Raw genomic sequence first — 19,488 nt, 5'->3', positions numbered from 1 at the left:
CGCTAAAGGCTAAACAAACACCTCGCGAGGTAAACTCGCTCCTACCGCAATCTCTGCATAGTAGGAGGCGGTTCACCCGCCGATTTATGTGTATACACATCCAGTCGAAGACGCCAAAAGCTTTGTTCGAAAACAGTTGTTCGCCAAAGGATTGGTACTTATCTTTTTCGGCACTAAAAGAAAGCAGGTCACAGTGGTAGTGAAATTGTAAACTCACAACCTCGGTTGAGTTCACTTGATACGCGAATGTTTCCTTTTAATAATTTAACGAGCTCGTTTGTTATTGCAAGACCGAGGCCTGCATTGTGTCTGCGGTTACTCAGGCTGTTTTTGGCCTGAAAGCTAGCATCGAATATATAAGGCAGATCAGTTGTGCTTATCCCAATTCCTGTATCATTAACACTCACTAAAGCAGTATCTTGTTGTTGCTGTAATGTGAGCTTTATTTCACCACCAGCGTGAGTGTGCCTGATGGCGTTATCGATGAGGTTTGATAGTACCCTGTCTAATTTCCCTATATCACTGTTTACACATATTTCGCTTGCTTTCGGGCTTATTGAGATGGTTATACCGCACTGTTTAGCCTGCAATGTAAATTTAGCCGCAACGTCATACATTAGCTCAAGTAGATTAAAGGACTCAATGTGAAGTTTGGTATGTCCTGCTTCTAGGTGTGCAAGTTCAAAAATCTGTGTGATTAGATGATTGAGCTGATTTATATTGTTACTAGCAATTTCGATGTGCGAAACGATATTTTTGTCACTCGTTTGTTTTTCTATCAGTTCAATGTAGCCTTTGAGTGAAGCAAGTGGTGTACGGAGATCGTGGCTTAGCTGTGAAAGTAGCTCTCTACGTTGCTTATCTTTGAGGTTAAGCGTTTCCAATTGCTGCTGAATTTTATCCAGCATCGCATTGACGCTGCGACCCAACTGATGGATTTCATCATCTTCTTCGGGCCAATTTATTTGTGCATTGCCACTAATATTAAAGTGGTTTTGGCTAGCTTGATCTATATATTGAGTCAGCCTGGACACGGGCTTGGTGATCTTATTAAGCAGCAACAGGACGACAACCAGCAAAAAGAACAAAGCGCCTAATAACCAACTCACCCCAAGCATTACTTTATCTGAATTTTTTAGCTGCTCAATAATGCTGTCGTATTTTGAGGAGCCGATGATGATATATAGATAACCCTGCAAAATATCTTGATTAAATACAGGGGCCACAGAGAAAATTTTACTGCCTATAACACTTCTCGGATCGTCACCAAATATAGGTAGTTGGCTATCGCTTTTTAGGAGCTGTTTTAACGGGGTTATGTCAATCTGCTGACGTTTCACCTCTCCAACAGGGGCAGAGTAAGTTAATAGCTTACCTTCAGGGGAAACAAAGTAAAACTCGAATGAAGGGCCTAAGATCATTAAAGTGTGAAACAGATTACTTAATCCATCATAGTCGTATACTCCCTCTTTTATCAAGGGGTTATCGTCAACAAGGTGGGTTGCGAGTGCGAGGTGTAATTGCTGTTCTGCTTGAGACTTAGAGACTTGAGATAGTGCTTGAGTCCACCACACAAAAATCGCTGCAATGACAACGAAAGTGATAAATAAAGTAAGTGCAAGTTTTTTGTAAAGTGAGAGCTTCATACACTTTGCTCGCTTAGAGAGGCTGAGTTTAATTTATAACCAACGCCCCATACTGTTTCGATCACCGTATTATTTGAAATCGCTTCAAGCTTGGCCCTTAGGCGATTAATATGGGAATTAACGGTATGTTCGTAACCAGAGTGTTGGTAACCCCATACTGACTCTAATAACTGGGTTCGAGAAAACACATGATTTGGGTGTTTAGCAAAAAACTGCAGCAGATCGAACTCGGTTGCAGTAAGATCTAGTCTAACATTAGCCAACGAAATTTCATGACAACAGGCATCGATAACTAAGTTTCCAACTTCTATTTTATCGCTTGGGAAATCTGCATTTTCGGTCTGTATTGGTTGTTTAAGTTGCCTAACATGACGAAGCTGCGCTTTTACTCTTGCTTGCAATTCTCTCGTATTGAAAGGCTTGCATATATAGTCGTCCGCACCAACTTCAAGTCCGATGATCCTATCGATATCGCTACTCTTTGAGGTGACGATGATGACACTACTCATAGGGTAAAGCGCCTTAAGCTCTCGACAAAGGGTTAGTCCGTCCATATTAGGTAGCATTAAATCCAGTAAAATTACGGCAAAATTGTTAGCCTTGGCAACTGGCAATACTAGGCTGCCGTCGGCAACGTGTGTCACCTCTAAAGCTAACTCTTTTAAGTGCACTTGGAGCAATCTCGCTATGTCTAGGTCATCTTCAACTAGCAACACGTTTTCTAACATAAATAGCCCTTTATGAAAGTGCAAACGCCTATGGCAGGCGTTTGCGCATAGGCTATTTAACTCTCTCGATAGTGACTGCGAGCAGCGGGTTATCAAATTTATGGATACTAGTGAGCGTTGAACTTTGAAGTCCATCATCACTACCAACTACACCACTGTGCATTGTCACCATGTTGTGATTATCGTTGCGCTCTGCGTTAAAGCCTTCACCGCTATCTGCTGGGCCTGGTATGGTTCCCGCGGCTTCACTATTCAGCTCAGTGCCAGCATCGTAGGCAAGTGTTCGATACATTTGTATCTCGCCTAAAGCCAACGCAGAGACGTCTATAGCATTTAGACCGGAGAATCCATCATTGGTATTCACCATCATGGTTAATAGCGATAATTTAAGCTCAGCTAGTTCTGTGGTTTTGATGGAAAGAGTGGTTGTCGCACCGGGACCTAAAGGTCCATCCGTTGAGACGGATGTTTGTGTCATCTCGTCGGCTATCATGTCGCTGTTATTTCCGCCCTCTGCAAGTTGCTCTAGTGCTTCACTTGCTGGCATGCCGACAGTAAAGTAATGACCAGACTGATGAAGCAGCACGGCAATGGGTGACATAGGCTGTGCATGTGTAAGGTTAGTAATGGTGATGGCGAACTCATACTCAACCGGCTCTGGTTCAACGGGAGACTCTGGCATCACCATATTATTGTCATTGTCTCCACATGCACTGAGCAGGAGCACAGAGATGGCAACTAATGCTAATTTCGCTTTCATAGCTCCCCCCTTATTTCACAGTTATTGTTACTTTAGCGACAGGATTTAACCAACGGTGCACGGTGTTATGCAGGTCGCTACTGCCACCGACTTGTTCTGCGTCGCCTACATTGCCTCTGTGAATATGAACCATGCTGTTCTCTTCACTGGCAGTGACGCCAGCGCCTTGAGTTCCAGGAGTTACACCAGGTGATGCTGGGATCCCTAAAACACCGGGGGCACCAGAGCCTTCCACAATAAGTTCGTTATTGGCTTCAGTTCCTGCATCATAGGCGTTAAGGTAAACCTCATAGGTGCCGGCAGTGCTTGGAATAGGCCAAGCACTTAACCCTACAAATCCATCATTGGTTGGGAGTAGCATCGACACAATTGAAAGATGCGTATTTTCTTCACTGGTGGATATCATGGCGATTGTAGAGCTTGCGGGTGCAAGTAGCCCTTCGGCTGGGTTTGCAATCATGTTGGCGTTTGCACTTTCGAGGAGTTGCTCTAGAGCTAAAATATCACCACCTTCGGCCATCGCTTGCAGTGCTTCAGAAGCTTGTTCACCGAGTTTAAAAAGGGTGGTATCTTGGTTATGAGCAGCCACCAGTAAAGGCGTATAGTAAATACCGTGAGTGAGGTTAGTGATCTTTACTTCAAGGTCTTGTGCCAGCGCCGCGCTAGATAAACACGTTGCGACTAGGGTGGTCAGGATTTTTGCTTTCATGATGTACTCTTCTTATTAGGATTAACAGTCTCCTTATCATGGCTGCAATATATTGAGATAGACTCACGGAGTTATCACGTTTTTATCACAAAAGCATAGAGTACTTATCACAGAGAAAGAGCGCAGCTTGTTGTGCGCTCTATTATGTATAACACGCTAAAACTTATTAGCAGGGGGCCAATTTGGGTTTGCGATTTCGTCTTCGCCTACAGCAGTGTTTGCTTCTTGAGAAATCGATGCCGGACTGTCTGTTTTAGGAATTTCTACTTCTACTACAAAGTTACATTGTGTTTTGGTGCGGATCTCTTCCATCACGCTAAGTAATTGTTCCTGAGTCGATACTTTGCGACCTTCACCGCCAAAAGCTTGGGTTATGTTGGCAATTTGCCACTGTGGTAAATCGTTGTAGCTATATACTTTGTCAAGTAAAGGGTCGGCATAGTCGACAGGTGGTTTACGGAATGGATTTGGGTTTACTATGTATTGTTCTATTCCATAAATGCCATTAGCTAACACAAACACCACCGTATTTTGGCCATAGGCATGTTGATCAGCAACTGCTTGGCAGGTTTCGTGAAATGCTCCATCACCAACTACTACGATGGCGCGCTTGTCTGGTAAAGCGCATTTTATCCCCGTTCCTGCTGGCACTGAGTAGCCTATTGATAGCCATGATGCCTGCGCTACAAAGCCGTCTTGAGCAGGAATTTTGACCGACTGAGCACCAATGAGAGGGAAGCCAGCATCTACAACAAGCACATCATCAGTGGTAATAAACTGACTAATTGTACTGAAAAAAGTATCATAACCGAGCGCGCTATTTGGAGTCGCTGAGAATGCACGGGGTGGTGCTGTAAGTCTTAATCCTTGCAATTGATTATTGCGCTCTCTAACTGCTGTAAACTCTAAAAGCAAGCAATGTAAAAAGTCTTTTAGATCCACCGAAGGGTAATAGTTTGCACCTACATATACTCCGCCATGGGCTGCGAGCACAGTTCGCTCACTGCGAATATCTTGATTTCCGGTATCTTTACCTGTAGTCCAAGCACCAAGACCGACCATTACACCGTCAGTCCCTATTAGTTGATTGACTTCATCTGGGGATAACGTCACACACCCCTCAAATTGTGGATGCAATTCACTAATGACCGATTTACTCATTGCGGATGTGACAAAATGAATGTCACCTTCATTAAGCACATGGTTTTGATTAATTTCATCAAGTAAAGTAAGAAACTCATCCTGTAGCTTATAGCGCTGTAGCTCAACGCCGGCCCAAAATATACTTTTAGGCCTTGATAACATTAACTCCACCGTCGCTTTAGCTGCATTTTTAGCTTCACTTACGGTAAGGTTGGCATTTTCTCCACTAGTCAATTCACTTACTGGTTTGTCGCATTGGCTGCGCCATACATCTTCTGTTACTTCAAGATAAACAGGACGCTTTTCTGTTAGCATTGCAGTTAATGCGGAGTCGATTTGATAGGGTGCCTGTTTGGCATTAGTAATTCGTTCTGACGCGACAGTGATTGGCTTAAACATGTGAATATCAACAAACTCATAGCCTGTGGTATGAGAATAGAGTAATCCTGCACGTTTTGAAGTTTGATCTTCTTTATTGGTAGGGGCGCCGTTGATCAAAATTACAGGCACTTGCTCAACATAGGAGCCTGCAATGGTGTTTAATAAACTAAATGCACCGACACTATATGTTACGTACAACGCTGTAGGCCCTTTTAACCTTGCATAAGCATCCGCAGCAAAGCCTGCACAAATTTCATTTGCGTTGCCAGAAATGGTAATGGGTGAGTGATTGTCGGCTAAAATGGTGTCTAACAGTGCTGCTGTATAATTTCCTGCTACACCAAACATTTGTTCTACGCCAATTTGCTCTAATCTTGTTTTTAGATAATCGGCTACGGTGAAAGGGGAGTTGGATTGGTTCATCACTTAATATTCCGAAAAATGAGACATTAGTTATACCAATTTGCATAATTAAGTTAGCTAAATTGAGGGAGAGAATCTGGTCGATAATCAAGTAAAAATTATTCTATTTAGTTGTGCTAAATAAGTAATTTTTAATCAAGTTAACGTCTGATTTCCCTCCTCAAATTGAGCAAGTATTAAGACAAAGCGGCATTACTCCTCATAGGTTAGAAGAACGGCGATTCGGCCTTACGCGCTGGTTAAGGCTTGTCGAAATAGCTCAGGTTAACGCCAAGAACGCTATGCGGTTTAGCAAGGGTTACTTTGTGTTTCGTCTCCGGTGAAAAGTTAGGGTCGATATATTCCATAATCATTTCATTGGAAATTTTTCGATATGCAATTTGGATGGCTTCTGATGAGCTACGTCCTTGCTCTTGTTCATACACTTCGTTTAGTGGCGCTAAATCAAACCCTTTTTGAAGTACCAGATCGGTCGAGCGTAATGCCCCCTCAACCCAACCTTGATAATCCGAATAAGCTTCACCACAGGTAAATAGATTAGGCAACGGCTCTATCAGATCAGCGATGACTTCTTTATCATTCGCGCCAATCGCCCACTGATGAACGCCAAAGCCAAACTGAAGGTTTTCAGGCACGTTGAAGTTAACATTTCCTTCCCAGATCCGCGCGCTAGTCAGGGTAGGCGCAGGTACATAATGTGTATTGAATATATCCTTAAAGAACTGTGTAGCTTGTTGTACAACCGCTTCTGATGCTGGGAAAATATCACTTGGTATAGACTCAACTAGCTCAGACTCGTGAGGGTGGTGGTAAAGCTCTCCTTTGTTTTGTAACGCACTCCAGAAGTTAATATTTAAATAGTCACAGTAAATCGTCAGCGCCGCAGGTCTTGCGTACTTAGAAGCGTCAATCCCGTCGAGCTTTTGCTGTGTTTTGGGATCTGGTGTGACATGACGCTCATCGTACATAAGTGCTGCTGCTAGCTCATTATCTAAGGCATAAAATGGGTATACGGAGCCCGTCGGCAGATCGGCAAAGTTAGGTCCAAAACTTACCGCTGGACGACCCGTCATGCCGGTTCCCCACCAAGCGGTATCATAATATAAGTTAATCTTTAGCAGCGGTTGATTGCTGGTGCTTTGAAGTGTATCCCAAAGGTTATCACGCTGCTTTTTTGGTAAGGTCTTAAAGGCATCGGAAGCGATAAACAGTTTCTCGAGTGCAAGTCTCGGTAAGCCCAAAATCACCTTCTCGGCTTTAAATTTCCCCTCACTCACTTGCCCACTTTGGTCAATTTTTGTGTATTTAAGAACATATTTACTCTCTGCCTTATCATAAGCAATACTATCAATGCTTGTTTGCAAGTGAATTTTATCTTTGCCTATTTTATCCACCAAGGCATTAGGTAGCGTGCTGAAGCCGTCTTTAAAGGTTCTGAACTCAACGTCCGCAGGAAAGTCTTCTAACAGTTGATAAGCGACTCCGGCATTCATTTTTGATAAAAAGGTGCCATTAAAGCCGAGAACGCGGTACAACATAGTAATGCACTCTTGGCTGTAGCCCATATCGGTGAGCAAATCCCACAATGACCAGTTGTATAAGGGCTCGCCTTGCCATTGGCATTGCAAGCGGAAGTTCTGCCAAAATTCTGGGCCGCGAACTTCAGGTCTAGAATCGAATTGTGGATTTACTTGCAAGATACGATTGAAGACTACATTAATGATATCTTTAGGGTTTACTCCTTGCTCGTTTGGGTCAAGGTTATAGAGTGCCGACCAAATATGGTAATCGTCTTGTTCGGCATCATTGACTGAGAAGCTAGTACCACGAAAATAGAGGCGGTTATTACCGCCACTGTTCATTGGGAACGGCACAATTTGATCTTCCAAACCAAGTTTGAGGAATAGAGCCATTAGGTCATCCATACCTTCAAATAAAAAGCGCATACCGCCTTGTTCTTCTTTTACGGTGATGGTGCTACCGGGCTCCGCGCCAGCTCGGTTGTCTTTAAACTCGATAAGATCCGAGTCGAGTCGGCCGCCTGTTCGGTCACTGCGCTCAAAAATAGCAAGTTTGCCCACGTTAGCTTCGCTTTGCAAACGCCAAGCACTATACAATCCTGACATGCCAGCGCCGACTATCGCAACTTCAACTTCTTCGGGGATTGATTGTTGATTGATATCTGTACCTAATTTGTAGTGAGTCATGTGAGTTCCTTAATCGACTATGTCTCACACTTTTGAGGTAGACTGCTTTTACTTCCCAGCTCGCAAAGTGATTTATAAAGTTACGGTGCTCTTTAGCTTCAAAGGTGAACACCTGCGACGAAATCCAAGTATTACTGTAGTACATGGGTTAAGTTAGTGTTAATTTTTTTGAACGTTAATATTCGCTGTGTCTACGAAAAACTATAATAGATTGAATAATCGAGTGTTTTATAAAAATGGCAGGGCGGCTAGATTGACTGAATGGACTGTACTCAACGCATCTGAGCGGTCGGCTCATACTTTGCTAATTACGATCGCAAATTCTACCTAAGCAGAGCAGACGATGGAGGGGCGAGCGTATACAGATTGAGCACGCTAACCGGATGCAAAATTAGAGCTCCTTAATATCTGTGAAATTGATCTTTAATAAATAACTTTATTAATCATCATCATAGGTAAGCTGCTCAAGCTCACGATGCAGGATCTCTTCATCTGCTAAATTAAGCTCAATCAGCCGTTTTAGATGGGTGACGCTATCTAAATCAATTTGGCGACAGTGTACTCCCAAATGTCCCTCTTCAACATGGCGTACTTCGACTTCCATCGTAATCTTTATGTCGCTACCAGGTAGATAAAAATTTAAACTCGCAGGGTCATTTTTCAGCGGAACATAACCATCGGGTAATGTCACCAAGGCGCCATTGAGCGACAGATCTAAGATTTCGCAGCTAAAATCACCGCTCGAGGCCATAAACTGTGCTTCATTTGAAAAAATAACTCTGGAAAAACGTCTGCGTTCTTTCATAGCTGATCCTAATAGTCCATCTAGCTAAATAATAGCTTATATCATTGTACTCGCTACTAATACTTATTGAATTAATTCTTTGAAGCCTAAATTCCTGAGATTAATTGAACGGCGAACGGAGTGAGGCATCTAGTCAAATAATAAGGCTCCCACGATGAGGAGCCTTATTATTATCGGCGTCAGCCGAGTGGATAAGCGTGATTGCCTAAATTAGCCAATCTTTTTGTATTTAATACGCTTAGGCTCTGCGGCTTCGGCACCAAACGTTTTCTTCAACCACTCTTCGTACTCAGTATAGTTACCGTCAAAGAAGTTAATTTGGCCTTCATCGCGGTAATCGAGAATGTGAGTCGCAATACGGTCTAAGAACCAACGGTCGTGCGAGATACACATTACACAGCCTGGGAATTCTAAGATGGCGTTTTCCAGCGCTCGTAACGTTTCTACGTCTAGGTCGTTGGTTGGCTCATCCAGTAACAGTACGTTACCGCCTGCTTTAAGCAGCTTCGCTAAGTGTAGACGGTTGCGCTCACCCCCAGAAAGTTCTTTTACAAACTTCTGTTGGTCATTGCCTTTGAAGTTAAAGCGGCCGACGTATGCACGGCTTGGTACTTCAAAGTTGCCAATTTTTAGAATATCTTGACCGTTAGAGATCTCTTGGAATACGGTGTTATTGCCGTCCATATCATCGCGGAACTGCTCTACAGTTGCAATTTCAACAGTCTCACCAATGGTGATATCGCCGCTGTCAGGTTGCTCTTGACCGCTTAACATTCTAAATAAGGTTGATTTACCCGCGCCGTTGGCACCGATGATCCCAACAATTGCACCTTTAGGCACGCTGAAGTTTAAATCATCAATCAGCAATCGATCACCAAAGCTTTTGCGTAGATTGCTTACTTCAATAACTTGATCGCCTAAACGAGGACCAGGTGGAATGAATAGCTCGTTAGTTTCATTGCGCTTTTGATAATCGTTTTGCTGAAGCTCTGTAAACTGTGCCATACGAGCCTTAGATTTTGCCTGACGCCCTTTAGGATTTGAGCGCACCCATTCAAGCTCTTTCTCGATTGACTTTTGGCGTGCTTTTTCAGACTTTTCCTCTTGTTTCAAGCGAGCATCTTTTTGCTCAAGCCATGAAGAATAGTTTCCTTCCCATGGAATACCATGGCCGCGGTCAAGCTCTAAAATCCAGCCTGCTACGTTATCAAGGAAGTAACGGTCGTGGGTAATAGCCACTACAGTACCTTCGTAATCATGTAGGAAGCGCTCTAACCATGCTACTGACTCTGCATCTAAGTGGTTAGTTGGTTCGTCCAGTAGCAGCATGTCTGGTTTTTCAAGTAATAGACGACAGATAGCAACACGGCGTCTTTCACCCCCAGATAGGTGCTCAACTTTTGCATCCCACTCAGGTAAGCGTAGTGCATCTGCTGCACGCTCGAGTGCGTTATCTAAATTGTGACCATCATGAGCTTGAATAATCGCTTCTAGTTCGCCTTGCTCTTTGGCTAATGCATCAAAGTCAGCATCTTCCATGGCATATTCTGCGTATACTTCGTCTAATCGAGTAAGTGCGCGCTTTACTTCACTTACTGCTTCTTCGATGGTTTCACGAACTGTTTTGCTTTCATCTAGTACTGGTTCCTGAGGTAGGTAACCAATCTTAGTACCTGGTTGCGGACGTGCCTCGCCCTCGAACTCGGTATCAACGCCTGCCATAATGCGTAGTAAGGTCGATTTACCCGCACCGTTTAGGCCTAAAACACCAATTTTAGCGCCTGGGAAAAAGCATAATGAAATATCTTTAAGAATAGTGCGCTTAGGTGGCACAACTTTGCTCACCCGCGACATGGTATAAATATATTGAGCCATGAGTTTCCAATCTCTTTTTTAATTTAGCTGTATTTTAGAGAAAGCCTTTCAGTGCTGCAATGTTGATAGCCCAGAAGTATAAAAAATCCGCCTCCACTATAGATTGAGTTAACCATTGTAATTTTTTATTTACCTTTTAATAAGTTAAATAATTAACCTGTATATTTACTCAGTCTTTGTTTGTAAGTTTATCATTCATAGGTCATTTTTGACCTGTTTCTATTCCTGGAAATCGCTATTATATCACTACGCTGAAGAAAGCTATCAGATAGTTATGTTAACAAATGAAGAAGGGTGATTGGAATATAAAAGCCCTAGACAAGGATGAGCGGCTACGTTGTTTTCGCTTTTTGGTGACACCCATTCAGCTAAGCAGAGCAAATTTTCACTAGTCGTGTTTATTTTTTGAGGTAAGGAGAACTATGACACTTATAAACACAACCACATCTAGGCTGGTGGGTCAAAACAAACCAGCACCGACGGGAGCAGAAATACTGCGTGTTGCAAGAAAGCTCAGAGGCTACACACAAGCAGAGTCTGCTGCACACTACGGGATTGAAGAGCGCACGTTAAGACGATGGGAAAATAGGGAATATAGCCCACGTTGGAATGATGTGATTGGCCTAGTTGAAGATGTGTACTTACTCGATATTTTAGAAGTGATAGGAAAAATCCACGATGAACAAACAAGTGACAATTAAACAGGTGCGTACAGCGTTGAAGCGATGGGGCAAATTTTGGTGTAGCAAGGAGCTGGGTAAAGGGTTTAGCCGTCAGGCGGCAACAGAAGCCATAGGCAGTACATCAAGTCGTTATGTGAGTGCGGAGCAAATGCATGTACCAGACGAAATTGCACAACTGACAGCCTCAATTGAGCAACTGCGACCCGAGTGTAAACGTGCCATTCGAGCAAAGTATATGATGCATAACAAAGTGGTTGATGCAGCGAAAGCATTGGGCTTTGACAGTAAGCGCTCAATGGAGTTTTGGTTGTTAAAAGCAGAGCAGAGCTTAATGGTAAATCTGTCTGCATAGTAGTAAAAATGGGGGGATTGTATGTCTGTAATGAATACCGTTGAACAGATCAAAAAGCATGAAGGGTTTCGTCAGTTTCCTTATTTGTGCACTGCTGGAAAATTAACCATCGGCTATGGTCGCAATCTTGATGATAAAGGCATTGATGAAGAGGAAGCCGAATCCTTATTGGCCAGTGATGTGGAAAATGCTAAAGCGGCTGTCTCACGCAGAGTAAATACGCAGTACTGTAATGAAGCACGGATGGCTGTGTTGGTAAATATGGCGTTTAATTTAGGGAGCGCAGGGTTACTCAATTTTACACGGATGTTGAAGGCGGTAGAAAAGGGCGACTTTGATACTGCAGCGCTTGAAATGCTTGACAGCCGATGGGCCAAGCAGGTGCCTAGTCGTGCGCAGGAGCTCGCGCAACAAATGATTAGTGGAGAATGGCAAGCATGAGTCTATTAGCTAGCCTTTTCTCCGCTAAAACGGTGGCGCCAATAGAGGCGATTGGCAACATCTTAGATGAGCTGTTTACCAGTGAAGAGGAAGTATTAAAGCAAGAGCACCTCAAAGCGCGGCTGATTGCAAAACATGCCTTAGTACAAGCGCAGATCAACCAAGTGCAGGCAGCGCACCGAAGTGTTTTTGTGGCAGGCGCTCGACCATTTTTAATGTGGGTATGTGGCTTTGGCTTTTTATTTTCTTTTGTCATTAACCCCATTTTACAGTGGTTAATGCCGGAGCAAGGAACGCCAGAGTTGCCATTAGACGTGATGTTAGAGTTGACGCTTGCCATGCTAGGACTTGCAGGGCTGCGTACGGTCGAAAAAGTTAAAGGAGTCAGCAAGTGAATCATCCTGAACAATGGCAAATGAAGAAGGAATTGAACTTGGCTCATATTCTGACCACCATAGTGTTGTTGGTGTCCAGTATCATATATCTTGGGGATTTAGATAAAAGGATCACTACCAACTCTCAAGAGCTCGATCATCTTAAGCAAATCCGAAAAGAAGATCAGAAGCGTATTGAAAAGCGCCTAGACTCCATAGATAAAAAGCTAGATACCTTGCTTAGCACACGCAGAGTAGACGTGTAGGCATACCACTCAACGCCATTTCGGCTCTCTTTATCCAACCATTTTAAAAGGAGAATAGCATGAATAATGCTATCGATTTGACGCGCCTGTCCGCACCTGATGTGTTGGAGACAGTCAGTTATGAGCGCATTTATCAGGAATTAGAGGAACAGCTTAAGCTACAGTTTCCTGATTATTCATTTTTGCCCTCAGATCCAGCAATTAAACTGATGGAGCTGTTTGCTTACCGAGAAGTGTTACTACGCCAACGTGTCAATGACGCTGCACAATCTGTGATGGTCGCATATGCAACGGGCAGTGATTTAGATCATTTGGGAGTATTGTTTGGAGTCAATAGAGAAGAAAATGAACCTGACGCACGCTATCGTCAACGTATTCCGCTCTCGCTCGAAAGTCACTCTATGGCAGGCACCGATGGTGCATATCAATACCACGCATTTACCGCTTCAGCAAAAGTGAAAGACGTGTTCGTGGAGTCGACAACACCCGGCATAGTTGAGGTGTATATTCTGCCTGTTGCAGACGTCGATTCAGTTGCAGAAAAAGAAGCACTGCGCAGCGATGTATTACGGTACTTAAATAACGAGGACGTTAGGCCACTGACAGATCTAGTTCGTGTGCACTTAGTAGAGCCCATGACTTACTCTGTGGAGGCAGATATTTACTTTAATGCAGGTATTAATACCGAGCAGGTCAAAGTTGCCATTCGTCAAGCCGTTCACAAGTTTATTCACGCTCACTATTTACTCGGCAAGGAAGTGCCAAGTTCTGGGTTGATTGATGCGCTGCACCAAGGAGGGGTGAGGAAGGTGAAGTTACGCTCTATGACGGATGACGTATTACCGAGTGCCAAAAATGCAGCATATTGCCGCACTGTGCAACTGCACTTTCCAACAGAATAAGGTGAATTATGACCCGTTATCATAACTTACTGCCTCCTGGCACATCGCCGTTGGTAAGCAATATCGCGGCACAGGTAGAGGAGCTACCCAACGAGCTCCAGCTCACCCCAACAATGCCTGAGTACATTGGAAAGCAATGGAACCCTGCAACTTGCCCAGAAGCATTACTGCCCTGGCTTGCATGGTCGCTATCAGTCGATAAATGGGATGAAAGTTGGCCGCTAGATACTAAGCGAGCCTTCATTGCTAATTCCGTTAAAGTGCATAAACACAAAGGCACAGTTGGCTCAGTGAAACGAGCATTGGCATCCTTAGGGGTGAGTGTGGAGTTCTTTGAATGGTTTCAAGAGATTGATGATATTGCGCTGGCGCCTTATCAGTCAAAGCAACCCCATACTTTTATGTTTATAGCTTGGGCAAACGAAATACCGTATACCAGTGATGCGGTGCTCTTAAGTCCTGAGTTATATCAAGCTGTTAGAGAGGTGACCGAAAGTACAAAACCCAAGCGTTCCCACTTTGACTTTTTAGTCGGAGCTAAAGTACAGCTGGGGCTACAAACGGCCTCCATTACCAGTGGGTTACAGGTGGCGAGAAAAGCGCTAAAAACTGAGGCTGTCAAAGCACCGGCGTCAGAAATCACTGCGAAAATTGCGCTTCACATGAATAATCGCCGTCATGCAGTGAGGCGGATTTATTTTACTAATTCGTAAAGGTTGCCAGCCGCTAAGTGTGACTTTACGACGGAGCTTGCGGCCACTTTGCATTTTAACAACCGTCGTATTCAAGTGGCCAGATTCTACTGCCACGTATAACCATCGCAGCAAGGCACTCTACAACCGCTATGGAATAGCGAACCAATACAATTGATGTCATCAGCGTTTACCCAGCGGTATTACCAGTTGGTAAAGAACCCTTGCTGTTATTTCATACCAAAGCGCTTAATAAAACCGTCTAGTTAGTTGCTCTAAATACAAAACTTTAACGCCGTTAGCGTCTGCTTAGTTCCCGTAAATTGAGCAAGTATTAAGACAAAATAGTATTAATTAATGCGAATTGGTGTCACTTAACTAAAGGAGACAGGTGCTGTGAGCACAATTTTACGGCCGACGATCACCACCGCGGGTTTGGAAGCAGTATTTAATGCCCAAAAAAATGGCTTTCAGGCGAAGATCAGCAAAATAGGCCTTGGTACGGGAAATTACACCCCAGAACAAGGTCGCCGCCAGCTGCAACAAGAAATCCACCGCATTATGGTGGCAAGTGGCGAAGATAAGGGGAATGCCCAAATTCATATGAGTGTGATTGACGATACCGATCACAATTTTTGGGTCAACGAAGTAGGCTTTTATATTGAAAGCGAGCGTGATGGACAAACCGAAGAAGTGCTATTTGCAGTGTATTCTTCGCCAGATAGACCTATCGCTTATAAATCGGCGGAAGTCGATTTGCTCCTTGCTTTTGATTTAGTGCTAACGGGCGTGCCTGCTGACGCCATTACCATTGTTGATAATGGCGTCAACTTAAACATTCTTATCGCCCCAGAGCTTGCCAAGCTAGGTGCTGCGCAAATTAACAATATGACTCGTCATCTTAAACAAAAGTTTGAGTTGATGGACAAAGGAATTTTATAGGGGCAACTCATGGCATTAGAACAAGATATTGCTAACTTGGTTAAATCCACTGACGCCTTAACGGCAGTAGTCGATGGCAAAGCGCAGCAACTGGACCTGCAAATGGCTGCGTTCGATTCGCGTATTGCGAAAAAAGAGCAAGACGTTGATAAATTCATTCAAGAAGCGATGCCTGAAACTCGCTATGTTCAGGATATTTTTATCGGTGGCTCAAAGGATTATTTTTATCCGGTATGGTGGCGTTTTCCCAGCAATTCTGCAGGCACGAGTAAGTTAACAATAGCACGGCACTACTCGTGGAACTCAGACACAAAGCCTTTCTTTCCAAACCGCTCTCATCAAGCAGCCCTTTTGCTAGAGTTGGAAGGCAATGCTTTTCCATGGGATGGTGATGCAAATTTTCTCCATATTAAAAGGTTCCACGAACGCTATGCACCTACAGTATCGCATGTAGCTTTTAAATTAAATTGCTATGCAGAGAGAGTTGATTCCGATAAGCCTATTTACGGGGGCGGTGGAGATGGGTCGTTAGGGCCATGGCACCCAACTTTAAGTGGCCTTTATCTTCGCGGAGGAGGAGTGACTTACCGAGTGATTAAAAACTGGAAAGGTAATGTTAGCTTTAGTGAAGGTACTAGTCATGAACCTATTTATATTGGTGAAACGATTAGAGAAGAAAACACAGCTAAATGGAGCGTAAAACCAATTCCAGAGCAAAACAGGGTAGCACCAACACTAAGTACAATACCTTATATCAACCATCCATATACACCACCAACAGCTTAAAGGAGTCACAATGGAAATTAAAACCTTAAAAATCGGTGATGATGAACTAATTAATGTGCCGGCAGATGAAAAAACATTGGCAGATTTGGGTGTAGCAAGCGCTGATATTCCAAGTATTCTAGCCGAAGCAAAACAAGCGCAGTTGCTAGCGCAGTGTATGCATGCTCGAAGCTTTTCTTATCAAAGTGAATCGGACGGCCTTGCTTTTGATTATTTGGCTGCGATAGCAGAGTTTGGTGAAAACAGCGAAGCAGCACAAGCAGCAAAAACTGCGTGGCTGCAAGCGCGAAGCACCATTAAAAACCGCTATCCAAAACCCGAATAGTACGACTTAACAACAACTTTAGGCGACAAAGCCCACCTTTTGGTGGGCTTTTTTTTGCCTGATTTACCGCTGAGATAGCACTCAGTATTCCTTTTACAAACTGTATTAACCATATGGAGAAAAAATATGGCATTAGAACAAGATATTGCCAAATTGATAGAGGCGTCAAACGACCTCACTGCAACTGTCGATAATAAAATTCAAGATATTACGGCGAAATTAGATGCGAAAAGAGCAGAGGTCGATGCCCGTTTGCAAGCCAAAGAGCAGGCAGTGGACGCAAAAATTACAAGTTTTCAACGAGCTTTGCCTTTAGCACCTAATGCACTTTCTGATACTAAGCACTTTAAGAATATTTGTGCCGATGTACCTAATGGCACTGCTGTTGATGTGATTGCGGCGCATGCCGCACCGTGGAGCAGCTTTTTTTTTCGTGATACCGAGGGAACGGGAACTATCACTAAACTATCACTAGCTCAGTTGACTGAGTTTGGTCTTACGCCAAACGAAGAATTTCTGAGACGGGGAATTGGTACTAAAGACACTCATAATGAATATTTTTCCGGAAGTGACTATCAAGTATTACTACTAGACGTTGTCGTGAGTAAAGGAATGAGTCATGACCCAGAAAATGGATTACTTTTTCTATTAAATCAGGGTTGTCACACTTTTATTGGATGGAGTAAAGGGGAGTTTTTAACGCAAGCAAGTTGCTGGGTCAATGTGTTAGAACAAACTGGTACATTACGATTCTACCCATCTCAAAATCGCTCAGCTTCAATTTTTGTTGATGGCTCAGATGCAGGTAAAGGTTGGCAATATAAATCGAATAGAAGAACTGGTTGGGGAGGGTGTCATCAGCCAATCTTCAAAGGCCTTGGCAGCATGAAAGTGGCTATTGCGTTACCTTACATTGGCACGGGCGACCATGGTGACAATATGATTTGGGCTGATAGTGTCGGCCACCCATACACTCACGTAGGTCCAATTTTAAGTGAAGGAGCATAAACATGGCTATTTTAAAACTAAAAACAACAGGTAAAGCAATTGCAGGTGGCATTGTTGACGATGCACACGCAGCACATCTTGCAAAAGAAGCTGAAGTTGACTTTGCTTTATGTGAAGTCGAATACAGCCCTAAAGAAATCAGCGAGTTGAGACGCAAACATTACAGCGCAAACACTGATTTCTTATTCTTTGACTATATGGCTGCGGTGACAGAATATGGTGAAACGTCAGAAAAAGCTGTGGCTGCAAAGCAGACTTGGATGAATAAACGCGCCGAAATTAAGTCAACACTACCAAATCTTTAAACATCAAATTACACGGCTTCTGAAGGGAGCCGTGTTACAACAGGCTCCATTATGTCTCTAACTAACTTCAGTGCGGTCGACCTCAGTAAGTTACCTGTATCCGATTTACTCGATCCCATCGAATTTGACACCCTTTATTCCGAACTCAAGCAGGCAGTAGAAGCCGCCAATCCAGATCTCTCTGAGCTATTACCTAGTGACCCAATAGTCAAGCTAATGGAAGTGTTTGCTTATCGAGAGTTGCTATTACGTCAACAAATCAACGAAGGCGCGCAGCAGGTATTGCTGGCAAAAGCGACAAGCAGTGAGCTTGACTACCTTGGCAATCGATTTGCGGTGACGCGAGAAGCAAACGAGTGTGACGAGCGTTTTCGAAAGCGTATTCAATTGGCACTAGAAGGGTTTAGTACGGCAGGGCCAATTGGTGCGTATTGTTTTCATACACTTAAAGCACTACCCCAAGTTAAAGATGTTTTTGTTGAGTCTCCAGAATTTGAATTGCTGCAAGTTGCTCCTCCATTATCAGAGTTAGTACCAGCGCACACTTCATTGCTTCATTGCCGTCATAATGCAAGGCTTCAAGACGCTGCACCAGGTGATGTTGCGATAACGGTACTGACGAGTCGTGGTAACGGCGTGCCTACTCAAGATGAAATCGCCGCGATCACCGAGTATTTGTTTAGAGAAGAAATTAGGCCTCTGACTGATAGACCAAGAGTGCTGGCAGCTGAGGTTAAAGAGTTTACGCTCCATGCCAAACTTTATTTATATCCCGGCCCCGACGAAGACAAGGTGAAGGCAGCAGTTACCCAACGTGTGCAGCAATGGCTGCAAACACACCATAAGCTTAACCATGATATTCGTTTGTCTGGGCTCTACAGCGCACTGCATCAACAAGGGGTACAGCGAGCAGAGTTACTTGCACCTACCGAAGACATTATCAATACGCCTTGGCAAGCCGCATTTTGTATAAAAGTGGAGATAGAAATTGCAGGAAGAGATATTTAATACACTACTGCCATATGCGAGTAGCGACCTTGAAAAGGCCCTGGCAACGGCGCTTGATAGAGTGTCTTCGACTCCAGTTCCACTTGGAAGCTTGTGGGATCCATGGCGTTGTCCTGAGCACTTTTTACCTTGGCTTGCGGATGCACTCAGTGTGGATTTTTGGGATAGTGCTTGGCCTGTTGAGGTAAAGCGAAAGATCATTGCCAATAGTGTGCCCGATCACCGTATAAAAGGGACGGTTAGCGCAATAAAAAGTGCTTTGTCTGCACTTGCGGCAAAAGTTGAATTACGAGAGTGGTGGCAACAAGAAGAACCTTATGCCTTTCCCCCTCATTCAGCGCAGATTATTGCCTTGGCGGCTCAAAATCTGGACCCCGCAGGCAGTACTTTATTGACGCCTAAATTACAGGCGCAACTTTGGCAAGCCGTGGTGATGACAAAGCCATGCCGAAGCCAAATTAGCTTAAGTGTGGGAGTGCAGCAAGATGCCAATTTACTCATCTCTGTGGCAAGCCAATCGGCAAGTTTGCAGCGGACTTGGATGTCGCAGCGCTTAGACAGCGTAGATAATATCACTCAGCTCTCTGTTACTGCTACCTCAGTTTTTCAAGGTATTGGCAAAGTATCAGGTGAGGTAAATTCAGACCTCAGCGGCACTTCTTATCTCTTTGTTACAGCGGCCCCCTTTGCTATCCAAATGCAGCGCCAACAATTTTATTGCTACTAG

At 43.9% G+C, this 19,488-nt stretch carries 22 protein-coding genes; 14 read left to right on the top strand and 8 right to left on the bottom strand.

All coding sequences use genetic code 11. The annotated features are described in order from the left end of the window. Window positions 1-188: 188 nt before the first annotated feature. The 8 genes from CEX98_RS03635 to ettA all read right to left on the bottom strand — a co-directional run bounded on the left by CEX98_RS03635 (window position 189) and on the right by ettA (window position 10,677). Entirely contained in the window at window positions 189-1,646 is a 1,458-nt protein-coding gene (locus tag CEX98_RS03635) for a HAMP domain-containing sensor histidine kinase (RefSeq protein ID WP_099640767.1), read from the bottom strand. Then, a complete protein-coding gene (locus tag CEX98_RS03630; RefSeq protein ID WP_099640766.1) occupies window positions 1,643-2,374 on the bottom strand; it encodes a response regulator transcription factor in 732 nt (243 codons plus the stop codon). The genes CEX98_RS03635 and CEX98_RS03630 overlap by 4 nt, the downstream gene beginning before the upstream one ends. Before the next feature lie 52 nt (window positions 2,375-2,426). Beyond that, window positions 2,427-3,134 (bottom strand): spondin domain-containing protein, encoded by a 708-nt coding sequence (locus tag CEX98_RS03625; RefSeq protein WP_099640765.1) that lies wholly within the window; start codon window positions 3,132-3,134, stop codon window positions 2,427-2,429. A 10-nt stretch (window positions 3,135-3,144) separates the two neighbouring features. Next, window positions 3,145-3,843 (bottom strand): spondin domain-containing protein, encoded by a 699-nt coding sequence (locus CEX98_RS03620; RefSeq protein WP_099640764.1) that lies wholly within the window; start codon window positions 3,841-3,843, stop codon window positions 3,145-3,147. 156 nt (window positions 3,844-3,999) lie between these two features. Beyond that, complete coding sequence (locus tag CEX98_RS03615) at window positions 4,000-5,790, bottom strand: alpha-keto acid decarboxylase family protein (protein ID WP_099640763.1); 1,791 nt, start codon at window positions 5,788-5,790, stop codon at window positions 4,000-4,002. A 239-nt stretch (window positions 5,791-6,029) separates the two neighbouring features. Further along, window positions 6,030-7,997, bottom strand: a complete 1,968-nt coding sequence (locus tag CEX98_RS03610; RefSeq protein WP_099640762.1) for an FAD-dependent L-amino acid oxidase — start codon at window positions 7,995-7,997, stop codon at window positions 6,030-6,032. Between the two features lie 439 nt (window positions 7,998-8,436). After that, complete coding sequence (locus tag CEX98_RS03605; RefSeq protein ID WP_099640761.1) at window positions 8,437-8,802, bottom strand: PilZ domain-containing protein; 366 nt, start codon at window positions 8,800-8,802, stop codon at window positions 8,437-8,439. Between the two features lie 210 nt (window positions 8,803-9,012). Further along, entirely contained in the window at window positions 9,013-10,677 is a 1,665-nt protein-coding gene (gene ettA, locus CEX98_RS03600) for an energy-dependent translational throttle protein EttA (protein ID WP_099640760.1), read from the bottom strand. A gap of 422 nt (window positions 10,678-11,099) precedes the next feature. On the opposite strand from ettA, the gene CEX98_RS03595 reads away from it, so the two are divergent. The 14 genes from CEX98_RS03595 to CEX98_RS03530 all read left to right on the top strand — a co-directional run bounded on the left by CEX98_RS03595 (window position 11,100) and on the right by CEX98_RS03530 (window position 19,488). Further along, window positions 11,100-11,378, top strand: coding sequence for a helix-turn-helix domain-containing protein (locus tag CEX98_RS03595; RefSeq protein ID WP_099640759.1), 279 nt, complete (start codon window positions 11,100-11,102; stop codon window positions 11,376-11,378). Continuing rightward, window positions 11,356-11,712 carry a hypothetical protein gene (locus CEX98_RS03590; RefSeq protein ID WP_099640758.1) on the top strand — a complete coding sequence of 119 codons (357 nt, stop codon included), beginning with the start codon at window positions 11,356-11,358 and terminating at the stop codon, window positions 11,710-11,712. Before CEX98_RS03595 ends, CEX98_RS03590 begins: the two co-directional genes overlap by 23 nt. Window positions 11,713-11,733: 21 nt before the next feature. Beyond that, entirely contained in the window at window positions 11,734-12,153 is a 420-nt protein-coding gene (locus CEX98_RS03585) for a glycoside hydrolase family protein (protein ID WP_099640757.1), read from the top strand. Further along, the gene (locus CEX98_RS03580) at window positions 12,141-12,548 is read left to right on the top strand and encodes a 3TM-type holin (RefSeq protein ID WP_099640756.1); all 408 of its coding nucleotides are present in this window, start codon (window positions 12,141-12,143) and stop codon (window positions 12,546-12,548) included. Before CEX98_RS03585 ends, CEX98_RS03580 begins: the two co-directional genes overlap by 13 nt. After that, window positions 12,545-12,793 (top strand): hypothetical protein, encoded by a 249-nt coding sequence (locus CEX98_RS03575; protein WP_099640755.1) that lies wholly within the window; start codon window positions 12,545-12,547, stop codon window positions 12,791-12,793. The genes CEX98_RS03580 and CEX98_RS03575 overlap by 4 nt, the downstream gene beginning before the upstream one ends. 59 nt (window positions 12,794-12,852) lie before the next feature. Beyond that, window positions 12,853-13,695, top strand: coding sequence for a baseplate assembly protein (locus CEX98_RS03570; RefSeq protein ID WP_099640754.1), 843 nt, complete (start codon window positions 12,853-12,855; stop codon window positions 13,693-13,695). A gap of 8 nt (window positions 13,696-13,703) precedes the next feature. Beyond that, window positions 13,704-14,408, top strand: a complete 705-nt coding sequence (locus CEX98_RS03565) for a phage tail protein I (protein ID WP_242441610.1) — start codon at window positions 13,704-13,706, stop codon at window positions 14,406-14,408. Between the two features lie 375 nt (window positions 14,409-14,783). After that, window positions 14,784-15,329, top strand: coding sequence for a phage tail protein (locus CEX98_RS03560; protein ID WP_099640753.1), 546 nt, complete (start codon window positions 14,784-14,786; stop codon window positions 15,327-15,329). A gap of 9 nt (window positions 15,330-15,338) precedes the next feature. Then, window positions 15,339-16,115, top strand: a complete 777-nt coding sequence (locus CEX98_RS03555; protein WP_099640752.1) for a phage tail protein — start codon at window positions 15,339-15,341, stop codon at window positions 16,113-16,115. A 10-nt stretch (window positions 16,116-16,125) separates the two neighbouring features. Continuing rightward, entirely contained in the window at window positions 16,126-16,440 is a 315-nt protein-coding gene (locus CEX98_RS03550; RefSeq protein ID WP_099640751.1) for a hypothetical protein, read from the top strand. Window positions 16,441-16,566: 126 nt separating this feature from the next. Then, on the top strand, window positions 16,567-17,448 hold the full coding sequence (locus tag CEX98_RS03545) for a hypothetical protein (RefSeq protein WP_099640750.1): 882 nt from the start codon (window positions 16,567-16,569) through the stop codon (window positions 17,446-17,448). 2 nt (window positions 17,449-17,450) lie between these two features. After that, a complete protein-coding gene (locus tag CEX98_RS03540; protein ID WP_099640749.1) occupies window positions 17,451-17,753 on the top strand; it encodes a hypothetical protein in 303 nt (100 codons plus the stop codon). Between the two features lie 51 nt (window positions 17,754-17,804). Continuing rightward, a complete protein-coding gene (locus tag CEX98_RS03535) occupies window positions 17,805-18,761 on the top strand; it encodes a baseplate assembly protein (RefSeq protein ID WP_099640748.1) in 957 nt (318 codons plus the stop codon). Next, complete coding sequence (locus CEX98_RS03530; protein WP_099640747.1) at window positions 18,742-19,488, top strand: phage tail protein I; 747 nt, start codon at window positions 18,742-18,744, stop codon at window positions 19,486-19,488. The genes CEX98_RS03535 and CEX98_RS03530 overlap by 20 nt, the downstream gene beginning before the upstream one ends.

This window comes from Pseudoalteromonas piscicida (assembly GCF_002744175.1).
In the GTDB taxonomy this organism is placed as follows: Bacteria; Pseudomonadota; Gammaproteobacteria; order Enterobacterales; family Alteromonadaceae; genus Pseudoalteromonas; species Pseudoalteromonas piscicida_B.
The sequence above is the reverse complement of the archived record's forward strand: the minus strand, read 5'-3'. Positions and strand labels throughout refer to the sequence as shown.

Excerpts from the sequence above, each read along its gene's own strand:
- CEX98_RS03635 (WP_099640767.1), bottom strand. The coding sequence starts at position 1,646 with ATGAAGCTCTCACTTTACAAAAAACTTGCACTTACTTTATTTATCACT.
- CEX98_RS03630 (WP_099640766.1), bottom strand. The coding sequence starts at position 2,374 with ATGTTAGAAAACGTGTTGCTAGTTGAAGATGACCTAGACATAGCGAGA.
- CEX98_RS03625 (WP_099640765.1), bottom strand. The coding sequence starts at position 3,134 with ATGAAAGCGAAATTAGCATTAGTTGCCATCTCTGTGCTCCTGCTCAGT.
- CEX98_RS03620 (WP_099640764.1), bottom strand. The coding sequence starts at position 3,843 with ATGAAAGCAAAAATCCTGACCACCCTAGTCGCAACGTGTTTATCTAGC.
- CEX98_RS03615 (WP_099640763.1), bottom strand. The coding sequence starts at position 5,790 with ATGAACCAATCCAACTCCCCTTTCACCGTAGCCGATTATCTAAAAACA.
- CEX98_RS03610 (WP_099640762.1), bottom strand. The coding sequence starts at position 7,997 with ATGACTCACTACAAATTAGGTACAGATATCAATCAACAATCAATCCCC.
- CEX98_RS03605 (WP_099640761.1), bottom strand. The coding sequence starts at position 8,802 with ATGAAAGAACGCAGACGTTTTTCCAGAGTTATTTTTTCAAATGAAGCA.
- ettA (WP_099640760.1), bottom strand. The coding sequence starts at position 10,677 with ATGGCTCAATATATTTATACCATGTCGCGGGTGAGCAAAGTTGTGCCA.
- CEX98_RS03595 (WP_099640759.1), top strand. The coding sequence starts at position 11,100 with ATGACACTTATAAACACAACCACATCTAGGCTGGTGGGTCAAAACAAA.
- CEX98_RS03590 (WP_099640758.1), top strand. The coding sequence starts at position 11,356 with ATGAACAAACAAGTGACAATTAAACAGGTGCGTACAGCGTTGAAGCGA.
- CEX98_RS03585 (WP_099640757.1), top strand. The coding sequence starts at position 11,734 with ATGTCTGTAATGAATACCGTTGAACAGATCAAAAAGCATGAAGGGTTT.
- CEX98_RS03580 (WP_099640756.1), top strand. The coding sequence starts at position 12,141 with ATGGCAAGCATGAGTCTATTAGCTAGCCTTTTCTCCGCTAAAACGGTG.
- CEX98_RS03570 (WP_099640754.1), top strand. The coding sequence starts at position 12,853 with ATGAATAATGCTATCGATTTGACGCGCCTGTCCGCACCTGATGTGTTG.
- CEX98_RS03565 (WP_242441610.1), top strand. The coding sequence starts at position 13,704 with ATGACCCGTTATCATAACTTACTGCCTCCTGGCACATCGCCGTTGGTA.
- CEX98_RS03555 (WP_099640752.1), top strand. The coding sequence starts at position 15,339 with ATGGCATTAGAACAAGATATTGCTAACTTGGTTAAATCCACTGACGCC.
- CEX98_RS03550 (WP_099640751.1), top strand. The coding sequence starts at position 16,126 with ATGGAAATTAAAACCTTAAAAATCGGTGATGATGAACTAATTAATGTG.
- CEX98_RS03545 (WP_099640750.1), top strand. The coding sequence starts at position 16,567 with ATGGCATTAGAACAAGATATTGCCAAATTGATAGAGGCGTCAAACGAC.
- CEX98_RS03540 (WP_099640749.1), top strand. The coding sequence starts at position 17,451 with ATGGCTATTTTAAAACTAAAAACAACAGGTAAAGCAATTGCAGGTGGC.
- CEX98_RS03535 (WP_099640748.1), top strand. The coding sequence starts at position 17,805 with ATGTCTCTAACTAACTTCAGTGCGGTCGACCTCAGTAAGTTACCTGTA.